General features: G+C 71.0%; 12 protein-coding genes. 6 read left to right on the top strand and 6 right to left on the bottom strand.

The window, feature by feature from the left end; genetic code table 11:
* Window positions 1-10 precede the first annotated feature (10 nt).
* Genes ACYQ78_RS20555 through ACYQ78_RS20530 form a run of 6 tightly spaced genes read left to right on the top strand, consistent with a single transcriptional unit; the run spans window position 11 to window position 5657 of the window.
* Window positions 11-1168 carry a homogentisate 1,2-dioxygenase gene (locus tag ACYQ78_RS20555; protein WP_459802487.1) on the top strand — a complete coding sequence of 386 codons (1158 nt, stop codon included), beginning with the start codon at window positions 11-13 and terminating at the stop codon, window positions 1166-1168.
* Window positions 1165-1908 carry a hypothetical protein gene (locus ACYQ78_RS20550; RefSeq protein WP_459802486.1) on the top strand — a complete coding sequence of 248 codons (744 nt, stop codon included), beginning with the start codon at window positions 1165-1167 and terminating at the stop codon, window positions 1906-1908. The genes ACYQ78_RS20555 and ACYQ78_RS20550 overlap by 4 nt, the downstream gene beginning before the upstream one ends.
* Window positions 1905-2987, top strand: coding sequence for a fumarylacetoacetate hydrolase family protein (locus ACYQ78_RS20545; protein ID WP_459802485.1), 1083 nt, complete (start codon window positions 1905-1907; stop codon window positions 2985-2987). Before ACYQ78_RS20550 ends, ACYQ78_RS20545 begins: the two co-directional genes overlap by 4 nt.
* 10 nt (window positions 2988-2997) lie before the next feature.
* Window positions 2998-4107 carry a L,D-transpeptidase gene (locus ACYQ78_RS20540; protein WP_459802484.1) on the top strand — a complete coding sequence of 370 codons (1110 nt, stop codon included), beginning with the start codon at window positions 2998-3000 and terminating at the stop codon, window positions 4105-4107.
* A 45-nt stretch (window positions 4108-4152) separates the two neighbouring features.
* Window positions 4153-4584: an NfeD family protein gene (locus tag ACYQ78_RS20535; protein ID WP_459802483.1), complete on the top strand. Its 432-nt coding sequence runs from the start codon at window positions 4153-4155 to the stop codon at window positions 4582-4584.
* A gap of 5 nt (window positions 4585-4589) precedes the next feature.
* Complete coding sequence (locus tag ACYQ78_RS20530; RefSeq protein WP_459802482.1) at window positions 4590-5657, top strand: SPFH domain-containing protein; 1068 nt, start codon at window positions 4590-4592, stop codon at window positions 5655-5657.
* On the opposite strand, the gene ACYQ78_RS20525 is transcribed toward ACYQ78_RS20530, so the two are convergent.
* The 6 genes from ACYQ78_RS20525 to ACYQ78_RS20500 form a co-directional block, all read right to left on the bottom strand.
* Window positions 5654-7240 carry a YfjP family GTPase gene (locus ACYQ78_RS20525; protein WP_459802481.1) on the bottom strand — a complete coding sequence of 529 codons (1587 nt, stop codon included), beginning with the start codon at window positions 7238-7240 and terminating at the stop codon, window positions 5654-5656. The genes ACYQ78_RS20530 and ACYQ78_RS20525 overlap by 4 nt on opposite strands.
* Window positions 7237-8955, bottom strand: coding sequence for an ABC transporter (locus ACYQ78_RS20520; protein WP_459802480.1), 1719 nt, complete (start codon window positions 8953-8955; stop codon window positions 7237-7239). The genes ACYQ78_RS20525 and ACYQ78_RS20520 overlap by 4 nt, the downstream gene beginning before the upstream one ends.
* Window positions 8956-9019: 64 nt before the next feature.
* A complete protein-coding gene (locus ACYQ78_RS20515; RefSeq protein WP_459802479.1) occupies window positions 9020-9562 on the bottom strand; it encodes a hypothetical protein in 543 nt (180 codons plus the stop codon).
* Between the two features lie 67 nt (window positions 9563-9629).
* A complete protein-coding gene (locus tag ACYQ78_RS20510) occupies window positions 9630-11063 on the bottom strand; it encodes an ATP-binding protein (protein WP_459802478.1) in 1434 nt (477 codons plus the stop codon).
* On the bottom strand, window positions 11060-11746 hold the full coding sequence (locus ACYQ78_RS20505; RefSeq protein WP_459802477.1) for a response regulator transcription factor: 687 nt from the start codon (window positions 11744-11746) through the stop codon (window positions 11060-11062). The genes ACYQ78_RS20510 and ACYQ78_RS20505 overlap by 4 nt, the downstream gene beginning before the upstream one ends.
* A complete protein-coding gene (locus tag ACYQ78_RS20500) occupies window positions 11743-12243 on the bottom strand; it encodes a hypothetical protein (RefSeq protein ID WP_459802476.1) in 501 nt (166 codons plus the stop codon). Before ACYQ78_RS20500 ends, ACYQ78_RS20505 begins: the two co-directional genes overlap by 4 nt.
* Window positions 12244-12246 lie beyond the last annotated feature (3 nt).

Raw genomic sequence — 12246 nt, 5'->3', positions numbered from 1 at the left:
GGAGGCAACTATGCCGCACTATCGCACCGTGGGAGAGGTTCCCCGTAAACGCCATGTCCGGTTCCGTCGTCCGGACGGCGGCCTCTACGCCGAGGAGCTGATGGGCGAAGAGGGCTTCTCCTCCGACGCCTCGCTGCTCTACCACCGCCACGCGCCCACGGCGATCACCAAGGCCGAGGCCGTCGACGCCCGCAAGAACGCCCTGGAGCCCAACCTGCCGCTGTCGCCGCGGCACTTCCGCACCCAGGACCTCCCCGCCGAGGGCGACCTGGTCTCGGGGCGGCGGCTGCTGGCGGGCAACGGCGACGTGCGCATCGGTTACGCCGCCACCGACCGGCCCAGCGAGCTCTACCGCGACTCGATGGGCGACGAGTGCGTCTACATCAAGTCGGGGCGGGCCCGGTTCGAGTCGATGTACGGCGCCCTGGAGGTCGGCGAGGGCGACTATGTCGTGATCCCGACGGGGACCATCCACCGATGGGTGCCCTCGGGGCCCGTCGAGGCCCTCACGATCGAGGCCTCGGGCCACATCCGACCGCCGAAGCGCTACCTGTCGCAGTTCGGCCAGTTCCTGGAGCACGCCCCCTACTCCGAGCGCGACCTGCGGGCGCCGTCCGAGCCGCTGATCGTCGAGGGGGAGGACGTTCCGGTCCTGGTCAAGACCAGGGGCGGGCTGACCCGGCTCACCTACCGGAACCATCCGTTCGACGTCGTCGGCTGGGACGGCTGCCTCTACCCCTACGTGTTCAACATCGACGACTTCGAGCCCGTGGTGAAGCGCACCCACGCGCCGCCGCCCGTGCACCAGACGTTCGAGGGGCCGGGCTTCGTGATCTGCTCGTTCTGCCCCCGGCCGCTCGACTTCCATCCGGAGGCGGTGCCGATTCCGTACAACCACCACAACGTCGACTCCGACGAGTTCATGTTCTACGTCGGCGGCGACTACTCGGCGCGGGCGGGTTCGGGCATCGACGTCGGGTCGGTGTCGCTGCACCCGGCCGGGTTCACCCACGGGCCGCAGCCGGGCGCGGTCGAGGCGGTCATCGCGTCGGGGGCGACCCACACGTCCGAGCTGGCCGTGATGATCGACACCTTCCGGCCGCTGGACCTCGGGCCGGGCGCGCTGGCCTGCGAAGACGGCGACTACGCCTGGACCTGGGCCCGATGAACCCGCTGTTCACCGCCCTGGTCGACGACGCCGGGCTGTTCCCGCCGACCTCCCTGCCGATGGCCGACGCGCTGGCCCGCCACGAGTCCGACCGCCTCGCCGGAAGCCGGGTGCTCACCCACCGGTTCCTGTGCCTGTCCAGCCGCCTGCACGAGCTCACCTCGCGTCCCGAGAAACTCGGGGTGATCGTCGACGACCCCTCCGTGGAGCTGGGGGACGTCGACCTCATCGAGGTCCGGCTGGGCAAACCCGTCCCGCACACCGGCGCGCGGCTGTTCGTCGAGGTCACGGCCGACGAGCTCGACGGGTTCGACGCCGTCGCGCACCCGCATCCCTCGGAGGGGGCCGGGTTCAAGATCCGGTGTGGCGGGCCGATCCGGGAGACGTTCCCGTCGCCCGAGGAGGTCGCCCGGTTCATCACGTTCTGCACGCGCAACGGCATCCCCTTCAAGGCGACCGCCGGGCTGCACCACGCCATAAGGCACTACGACGAACTGCTCGGCGTCTGGCGGCACGGGTTCCTCAACCTGCTGCTGGCCACCCACGCCGCACTGTACGGGGGTGACCCGCTGCCGATTCTGGCCTCGACCGACGTGGATGGGCTGGCGCGTGCGGCGGTAGCCGTAAAAGAAGAAGAAGCTTTTAAGACCAGGGAGACCATGGTCTCCTACGGCTCGTGCAGCACCGCGCAGCCCCTTGCCGACCTGCGGATCCTCGGCCTGATCGGAGAAGACGAGTGAGTTTCGGGCCCGACAACCTGCCCTATGGCGTGTTCTCCGTCGGCGGCGGGCGGCCCAGGGTCGGGGTGCGGCTGGAAGACCAGGTGCTCGACCTGGCGCCCCTGCTGCACGACGACGTGTTCCTGGAGCCGACCCTCAACCCGTTCATGGCCCGGGGCCGCGGTGCCTGGCGGGCGACCCGGGCGCGGGTGCAGGACCTGCTGGCCGACGGGCGCGGCGCCGAGCACCTGATCCCGCTCGACCGGGTGAGCCTCCACCTGCCGATCGACGTGGCCGACTACGTCGACTTCTACGCCTCCCTCGAACACGCCTCCCACCTGGGCCGCATGTTCCGCCCCGACGAGGAGCCGCTGAAGCCCAACTGGCGGCACCTCCCGGTCGGCTACCACGGCCGGGCCGGCACGGTCGTCGTCTCCGGTACGGAGATCCGCCGCCCCAACGGCCAGCGCCCTGTGTTCGGACCGTCGCAGAAGCTCGACATCGAGGCCGAGGTCGGTTACGTCGTCGGTGTGGGCGGGTCAGGCCCCTTCGAGGAGCACGTCTTCGGGGTGGTCCTGGTCAACGACTGGAGCGCCCGCGACATCCAGGCCTGGGAGTACGTCCCCCTCGGGCCCTTCCTCGGCAAGTCGTTCGCGACCACGATGTCGGCCTGGGTGACCCCGCTCGACGCCCTCGACCACGCCCGCGTGCCCGGCCGCGCGCAGGACCCGGCGCCGCTCGACTACCTGCGGCGGAAGTCCGACTGGGGCCTGGACCTGGGCCTTCGCATCGAGCTCAACGGCGAGATCATCAGCAGCCCCGACTACCGGGACATGTACTGGACGCCCGACCAGATGCTCGCCCACATCACCGTCAACGGCGCCCACCTGCGCACCGGCGACCTCTACGCCAGCGGCACCGTCTCCGGCGCCGACGACCCCGGTTCGCTGATCGAGCTCACCTGGAACGGCACCCGGCCGCTGAAGAGCGGCCAGTCGTTCCTCGAAGACGGCGACACCGTCACGATCACGGCCACGACCCCGTCAGGACTGTCCCTCGGGGAGGTAACCGGGCGTATCCTGCCCGCTACCCTTCGGTAACGTCGGGGCGGTGCCGCGTTTCCTCTGCCTGCTCACGGCCCTCATCACCCTGACCGCCTGCTCACCCGTCACCGCCCTCACCCCCGTCGGCGTCGCGATCTCCCCGGCCCTGGGCGAAAAGCGGGCCGTCCCCGACCGGGGCCTGACGATCAGCGCTTTCGGCGGCGTGCTGAAGTCGGTCACCGTGACCGCCGCCGGGCAGCCGGTCCCCGGCAGGTACAACAAGGCCCGCAGCGAATGGCGCTCGTCGTGGACGCTGCGCCCCGGCACCGATCACATCGTCACGGCGGTCACCGGCGACCGCCGGATCACCGGCCGCTTCCGCACCCTGATGGGCACCCCGCCGACGCCACCCAAGATCGCTCCGGATCCCGAGGAGACGGTCGGCGTCGGCATGCCGATCGTCGTCACCTTCCCCCTGCCGGTCCCCGACCGGGCCGCGGTCGAGCGCGCCTTCGAGGTCGTCCCCGACCGCCCGGTCGAGGGCGGCTGGCACTGGTTCTCCGACACCCAGGCGGTCTGGCGCCCCCGCTTCTACTGGCAGCCCGGCACGCGGGTGCGCTTCACCGCGCACCTCACCGGCCTGCGCTTCGCTCCCGGGGTGTACGGCACCACCGACCCCACGACCACCTTCGTCGTCGGCCGCAGCATGACCAGTCTCATCGACACCCGCACCCACCGGATGACCGTCCTGCGCGACGGGGTGCCCGCCCAGGACATGGCGATCAGCGCCGGCATGGCCACGACCAGGGAATACACCACCACCAGCGGGGTCCATCTGACGATGGAGAAGAAGGAGAAGGTCCGCATGGTCTCCCCCGGCCGCAAACCGGGCGACCCCGAGTACTACGACCTGATGATCGACCACGCCGTCCGCATCTCCAACAGCGGCGAGTACGTCCACGCCAAGGACAACGTCTGGGCCCAGGGCAGGCTGAACGTCAGCCACGGATGTGTGAACGCGCGCCCGGATCAGGCGAAGTGGTTCTTCGACAATTCGCTCCGCGGCGACCCGGTGGTCATCGTTGGCACGGACAGACCACTGGAGGCGGCCAACGGATGGGGGTTCTGGCAACTAGCCTGGAACCAGTGGAAGGCGGGCAGCGCTCTCCTGTCCTGACATGTAGGTTGATATGAAGAACCCCCTATCGGTAGGGCGGTGCACATGGACTCGTGGATCATCTGGTTGATCCTGGCGGCGGCCCTCGGTGTGGCCGAACTGTTCACGCTCACCTTCGCGATGGGGATCATCTCGGCCGCGGCCCTGCTGACCGCCGGCGCCGCCGTGATCGGCCTTCCTCCCGGCCTGCAAATCCTGATCTTCATCCTCGCTTCCGGCGGCGGCCTGCTCGGCCTGCGTCCCCTCGCCCAGCGGCACCTGAAGCAGCCCCCCGCCGCGAAGTTCGGCGTCTCGGCCCTGGTGGGCAAGCCCGCGTACGTGACCCACGAGGTCACCGGGCGCGGCGGCCGGGTCAAGATCGGCGGCGAGGAGTGGTCGGCCCGCGCCTATGACGAAACCCTCGTCATCCCCGTGGGCGCCACCGTCGACGTGTTCGAGATCGAGGGCGCCACCGCCCTCGTCTATCCACGGGAGTGACACATATGGAAGTCGCCCTGCTCGTCATCCTGATCATCGTTGCCATGTTCGCGGTCGTCACCGTGTTCCGGACGCTCAGGATCGTCCCCCAGGCCCGCGCCGCCAACGTGGAACGCCTGGGCCGCTACAGCCGGACCCTGGACCCCGGCCTGAACTTCGTGATCCCGTACATCGACCGGGTCCGCCCCCTGATCGACCTGCGCGAACAGGTCGTCAGCTTCAAGCCCCAGCCCGTCATCACGGAAGACAACCTGGTCGTCGACATCGACACCGTCCTGTACTTCCAGGTGACCGACCCGCGCGCGGCGGCCTACGAGATCGCCAACTTCATCCAGGGCGTCGAACAGCTGACCGTGACGACGCTGCGGAACGTCGTCGGCGGCATGGACCTGGAGAAGACCCTGACCAGCAGAGACACCATCAACAGCCAACTGCGCGGGGTCTTGGACGAGGCGACGGGCAAGTGGGGCATCCGGGTCAACCGGGTGGAGATCAAGGCCATCGACCCTCCCAAGACCATCAAGGAGGCGATGGAGAAGCAGATGCGCGCCGAGCGCGACAAGCGAGCGGCCATCCTGACGGCGGAGGGACTCCGGCAGTCGCAGATCCTCACGGCCGAGGGCGAGAAGCAGTCGGCCATCCTCCGGGCCGAGGGCGAGCGGACCAGCCAGATCCTCAAGGCCGAGGGCCAGTCGCAGGCGATCGACGAGGTCTTCCAGGCCGTCCACCGGAACGACCCCGACCCGAAGCTGCTGGCCTACCAGTACCTGCAGATGCTGCCGCAGCTCGCGAACGGCCCGGGGAACACGTTCTGGGTGATTCCTTCCGAGGTGACGTCGGCACTCCAGGGCGTCTCGAAGGCCTTCACCGAGGCCCTGCCGCAGTCGGCGGCGACCCGGGAACAGTCGACGCGCGAGCGTCCGGCCAAGTCGGAGGCGGTCGCGGAGGCAGAGGCGGCCGCCGCCCAGGCCAAGGCCGAGGCGGAAGCGGACTCCCTGCCCCGCTCAATCGAGAAGGGCCAGCCGGTCCCGGACCCGCTGCAGGACCTCAACCGCTCGAAGGACCGCGCCTAGTCGCGGGCGACCTTGGCCTGTTTCAGGAACGTGAGGTAGCGGGTCTGTTCGTGGTCGATCGGGGCGATGACCATCCGGTCGGCCACGTTCGAGATGTTCTCCCGTAGAACCTTGGCCGACTTGCGGGCCTTCCGGCGGCTGCCGATCCAGGCCAGGCCCCTTGTCAGCAAAGCCACCGCCAGACCGGCGATCGCGGCCCCGGCCAGCAACGTCGTCGGCCAGGGGATGTCTCCGGCCGTCGGGGTGTAGAGGCGCGGGAGTTGCAGGAAGCCCATCACGTACAGGACCAGCAGCCAGCCCAGGCCCGCCAGCAGTGTCGCGAACAGCAGCCATTGCAGCGCGTTCACCGTGCGCCACCACAGCGGGCGGCGTTCCATGCCCAGGTCGCTGCCGGCCACCGCGCCGTCGAGGGCGTCGGCCAACCGGTCGTGGTGCTGGCGGGCCGAGCGACGCACCGACGCCGCCCACGGTTCCGGGACGCCCTCGGCCGCTTCCAGGCCGACGGCGCGGACGGCCGCGTCCATCTGGGAGACCTGGATCGCGTGGGCCTGCGGCAGCGAGGTGCGGCCCACCGTCGGGCGGCTCAGGTGGAGGCGGCGCAAGGGGTCGGGGCGGAAGCGGCGGAGCCAGCGGGTGACCGGCCAGCCCATGGCGGCTACGGCCCGGTGGCGGTGGGCCTTGGCGACGGCCCGGACGACCAAGGGGACTCCGGCCGCCTCGGACAGCGCTTCGTCCAGGGCCTCGTGGTCGGGGGTGCGGGGGTCGGCGGTGGGCAGGCCGCCGGAGGCGGCGATCAGGTGGTCGGCGGCGCCGGCGGTGTCGGCCTCCAGCCGCGACGACCACGCGTGGCGGTGGTCGACCAGGTCGGCCAGGAGATTCCTCAGTTCCGGTACGCCCCGGCCCGTCACCGTCGACACCGGCAGGATCGGCACGTCCCGCAGGCCGTCAGCGGCCAGGAGGCGGCGGAGGTCGTCCATGCACCGGCGGACGGCGTCCTCCGGCAGGCGGTCGACCTGGTTCAGGACGACCATGGTCACGTCGGCGTGCCGGGCCAGCGGGCGGAGGTAGCGCTCGTGGATGGCGGCGTCGGCGTACTTCTGGGGGTCCATGACCCACACGAGCTGGTCGACGACGGCGACCAGGCGGTCGACCTCCAGCCGGTGGGAGAGCTCGATGCTGTCGTGGTCGGGCAGGTCGAGCAGGATCAGTCCGGCCAGCTCGTCGGAGCGCACGACGTGCCTGGTGGGGACGTCGAGCCAGTCGAGCAGCGGGCCCGAGCCCTCCGGCGACCACAGGGCGCCCTGTGCTTTCGAGGTGGTCGGGCGGGTCACGCCGACCGTGGCCACGTTGCCGCCGGCCAGGGCGTTGAACAGCGACGACTTGCCGCTGCCCGTCGCTCCGGCCAGGGCGACGACCGTGTGGTCGACCGACAGGCCCGCGCGGGCTCCGGCTCGGGCGACCACGGCGTGGGCGCGTTCGACCGGTTCCCTCGCCACTCGGCCTTCGGCCAGGTCGGCGGCGGCGCCGAGGGCCTTGAGGCGGTCGTCCAGGGAGACCGGGGAGCGGCGCCGCAGGAGCTTCACGCGGCACCGCCTGGAATGTCGCGCTTGCGCTGTTCGACGGCGTCGGCGGCGGCGCGCAGGGCGTGGGTGTCGGTGGACTCCATCCCTTCCAACAGCACGTAGAAGCGCTGCGCCTCCTTGTCGAACAGGTCCCTGACCCGCTGGCGCAGGTTGGCGCGGGCGTCGTCGGTGAGGCGGCGGACCGCCTGGTCGCCGAAGACCGCCTCCAGGAGTTTCTGGCTGAGGACGGTCGTGCCGCCCGCGACGCCGATCTCGATGCCGGTCAGCCCTCCCGTGGACGCGAACACGGTCAGCATGATCAGCAGCCCCATGCCGTTCACCCCGAACGACGCCGCCCTGGCCATGCTGCGCTTGTCGGCCCCCTCGTTCCTGACCAGCTCCAGCACGTACCCCTGCCAGTCGCGCACCGCGGCGGCGGCCTTCGGCGACAGGTCCGGGGAGACCCGGCCGAGCTTCCCCGCGGTTTCGATTCCGGTACGTTCCAGCAGGTCACGCCCCTGTGGTGTGGAGAGCCACGCGTCCACGGCGCGTTCCGCCGAGCCGTCGGCGGTGGTCCGGATCAGCGACTCCACGCCGGTCTCCAGGGCCACCCTCAGCCGCTTGTCGGGGGCCGGACGGCCGGTGAAGGCGGCCACGATGTGGTCGCGCAGCCAGCCGACGCGGGTCTCCAGGGAGCGCATGAGGTCGCCGGTGCCGACGAAGTCCTGCCAGCGGGCCAAGACCTCGCCGCGCAGCAGGGTGCCGTCGCGCATGGCCTCGTCGAAGTCGGCCATGCCGACGTCGTAGCCCTTCTCGACCAGTCCGCGCAGCTCACCCGCGCCCAGCAGTTGCCGGTCGGCCGCCTCGGCCAGCGCCGGGACCCGGACCGACAGGCTGTCGAGGGCGCCGCTCAGGGTCCGCCGCACCACGTCGGCACGGGCCTCGTGGTCGGCGGACAGGCCGTCGAGCCACTTCTTGATCGGGCGGACGGCCATCTCGGGCAGGCGGGCGCGCTCGCTGGGCAGCGGGAGTTCCGGGACCTCGAACAGCGGCGTACCGCCCAGGCCGTTCTCCTTGAGCAGCCGCCGCAGGTCGGCCGCGACCGGCAGGCGGGCCTCCTCGGGGACCCGCTGGAGGATCACCGCCATGGCGGTGCTGCGTTCACTGGCGATGCGCAGGAAGCCCCAGGGGACCTCGTCGGCGTACCGGCTGGCGGTCGTGACGAACAGCCACAGGTCGGCGGCGGCGAGCAGTTGGGCGGCGAGTTCGCGGTTGGCGGTGACGACCGAGTCGATGTCGGGGGCGTCCAGCAGGGCCAGGCCGGGCTGGACCATCGGCGAGGTGACGATCTTCAGCGTGCCCGGCTGGCCGTCGCCGGTCGAGCGGGCCATCCCCGGCAGCACGTGCGGCGAGGCGAACCATTCCCGGTCGGCCGGGCTCGCCACCAGCGTGGGCGCCAGGGTCGTCGGGCGCAGCACGCCCGGGGCGGTGACGTCGTCCTGGACGAGCGAGTTGACCAGGGTGGACTTGCCCGCGCCGGTCGAACCGCCGACGACGGCCAGCAGGGGCGCGTCGATGGCGGCCAGGCGAGGCAGGAGGTAGTCGTCGAGCTGGCCGGTCAGTTCCTTCTGGGCGTGGCGGTCGGCGTCGACGTTCCCGATGGCGAGCGGGAACAGGTCGCGGCCGAGCTGCGCACGCAGGCTTCTCAGCGCCGTCGCCAACCCGTCATCGGACATACCGTCCGACTTCCCTCAAAAGGGCGTGCACAACGTGGCACACGCCCCAACTCACCGCAAAGGTCTACGAGGCGGGCGGCGCGGACGGCCTTCCCGTGGGCATCAACGGCCGGCACTTCTCCAGCGCCTTCTTGATCGCCGGGTCGTCCTGGTTCATCTCGCGCATGTTCGCGACCTCGGCGCCGTTGTCCTTCATGCAGGTACGGAAGGCGTTGAAGGCCGAGTTGTCCATGCCGCCGCCACCACGACCGCCCATCATCTGGCCGCCGCCGCAGGCCTGGAAGGCCTCGCGCGTCTTGTCGTCCATGGAAGGAAAGCCGGAAGGCCGGACCCGAGGCTCGCCGGAAGGCCGGTCCGACGGCCGTTCACCCGGCTGGCCGCCGCCCGGCTGACCGCCGTTTCTGTTGCCGCCCCAGCCTCCGCCGCCCTCGGGCAGGGTGACCCCGTGCTCCTTGAGGCACTCGGCCAAAGCGGTGCGGTCGCCCGGTCCGCCCGACGACGCGGGCGCCGCGGCGGTCTCCCCGTCGGCGGTGCCGCCGCAGGCGGTCAGGGACAGGAGGAGGGCCGCGGTCAGGGCGGCGAAGACGGTCTTCTGCACGTCACCCATCGAAGTAGGCGGGCATATGAGCCCCTTGAGTCAACCCTGTGAGGATGCTGGCAACTGCGGCGCCAGGTCACTCCCCGGCAGCGACCGGCAACTCCACCCGGAAGATCGCGCCCTTTTTCCCGTTGGACGCGCAGATCTTCCCTCCGTGCGCCTCGACCAGGGCCGACGCGATCGACAGCCCGAGCCCGGCGCCGCCCTTCCTGGCACCCCGGCTGCGGGAGGGGTCGTCCCGGTAGAAACGCTCGAAGACCCGTTCCGGGTCGCGCAGCCCCGGCCCCTCGTCGGCGACCTCGATCACGACGCGTTCGCCGCAGGAGCCCACGGCGACGGTGAAACCCGACCCCTCCGGCGTGTGCTTGAGCACGTTCCCGACGAGGTTGCCGAGGACCTGCCGGAGCCGGGCCTCGTCTCCGACGATCATCAGGGGATCTTCGGAGTCGTCGAGTCGTACCAGATCGATCTCACGCTCCGGAGCCAGGAGACGCGCGTCGAGGACCTCCCCGGCCGCCAGGCTGAGCACGTCGACCGGCTCCAGTTCGAGCGGCCTCTGCTGGTCGAGCCGGGCGAGCAGGAGCAGGTCGTCGACCAGGACGCCCATGCGGGAGGCCTCGCCCTCGATGCGGCCCATCAGCTTCTCGGTGTCGGGGTCGGCCTCCTGGCGGTAGAGCTCGGCGAACCCCCTGATCGAGGTCAGCGGGGTGCGCAGCTCGTGGGAGGCGTCGGCGACGAAGCGGCGCATCTTCTCCTCCGACCCCCGCGCCTCGGCGGCGGACGCGCGGGCCGCCGCCTCCGACTGCTCCCGGTCGCGGAAGGCGAGCTCGATCTGGTGCAGCATGCCGTTGATCGCGCCGCCGAGGCGGCCCATCTCGGTGCTGCGGGGCTGTTCGGGCACCCGCTGCGACAGGTCGCCCTCGGCGATGGCCGCGGCGGTGTGCTCGATCTCCCCGAGGGGACGCAGGCTGCGGCGTACCAGCAGGAAGCAGGCCAGCCCCAGCAGGATCAGCACCCCCGCGCCGACCACGGCCACGATGGCGGTCAGCCGGGCGACCGTGTGGTCGATGTCGCCCATGCTGACCGCCACCACGCGGCTGCGCCCATCTGGGGTGGGCACGGCCACGACCCGCCATTCGGGACCCGCCGCACCGACCGATTCGACGGTGAAGGGGCGCCCGGCGAGCGCCTTGACGGCCGCCTGGTTCAGGCCGACGAGCAGCGGCTGGTCGGTGCCGGTCGAGGCGGCAACCTGGAAGGGGTTGCCGCCGTTGGCGTCGAGGACCAGCACGTGGAACAGGCCGGGGAGACGCTGCGGCCGGGGCCGGTCGGGAGACGTGAAGGCCGCGTCGCGGAGCGGCGGCCCGGCGGCGGTGAGCTGCTGGTCGATGCGGTCGACCAGGTAGCCGCGCAGCAGCCGCACCGCGAACACGCCGGTCAGCGTGATCGCCAGGGCGACCAGGACGAGCGTCCCGGCCACCAGCCTGGCCCACAGCGGAACGCGCCTCATCGGCGGGGGGCACGCAGCACGTAGCCCACGCCGCGCAGGGTGTGGATCAGTTTCGGGTCACGGGTGTCGATCTTCTTGCGCAGGTACGACACATACGACTCGACCACGTTGCGATCGCCGCCGAAGTCGTAGCGCCAGACGTGGTCGAGGATCTGCGCCTTCGAGAGCACCCGGCCCTGGTTGACCATGAAGTAGTGCAGCAGCTTGAACTCGGTCGGCGACAGCTTCACCGCGCGGCCGGATCGCCAGACCTGGTGGGCGTCCTCGTCCATCTCCAGATCGGCCACCCGCAGCCGCGCGGGCGCCGGGTCGGCGGCCCCGGCCCGGCGCAGCACGGCCCGGATGCGGGCCAGCACCTCGTCGAGGGAGAACGGCTTGGTGACGTAGTCGTCGCCGAGGGCCAGGCCCGCGATCTTGTCGTCGTGCGACTGGCGGGCGGTCAGGAAAACGACGGGAACCCGCCGTCCGGCGGACCGGAGGCGGGTGGCGACGGACAGGCCGTCCATGTCGGGGAGCATGACATCGAGGACCATCAGGTCGGGCCGGAAGCGTTCGGCGGCCTCGACCGCCTCCCTGCCGTCGGCCGCGGTGATCACCTCGAACCCGGCGTAGCGGAGGCTGGTCGACAGCAGTTCCCTGATGTTCGGTTCGTCGTCGACGACCAGGAGTCTGGCCTCTGTCATTGGTTCGCTCGCATTCTCGGCACGCCACCGCCCTCGGTCACGCTGGTGGCCTTGACGTTGCCGTCGGCGTCCTTCTCGCCCTGGACGACCACCGACGCGCCGGGCTTGAGATCGGCCACCTTGCCCTTTTGGGAGATCCGCACTTCGGTGTCGTCGCCGGTGGTGACGACGGTGGTGGTCCCGTCGGAGCCGGCGACGTAGATTTTGGCGCCGTCGACCAATTTGACGGTACCTACCGTTCCGGCAAAGCCCGACCCGTTCTGGACACCGCCGCCGCTGCGGGAGATGGTCGGGAACGACGGCGCGGCCGACTCCCCGAACGCCTTCTGGACCTGGATGCCGGCCAGGATCCCGGCCACCAGGACCACCCCGGCGGCCAGCAGCATCGTCAGCTTCGGCAGTTTCGCCCTCGGGGGCCGGGCGGTCAGCTCCTCGGTGAGCTCTCCCCGGAACGGGGAGGTCTCCAGCAGCTCGTCGGCGGACATGCGCCTGGGCACCGT

The organism is Herbidospora sp. RD11066 (assembly GCF_054661255.1).
The sequence above is the reverse complement of the archived record's forward strand: the minus strand, read 5'-3'. Positions and strand labels throughout refer to the sequence as shown.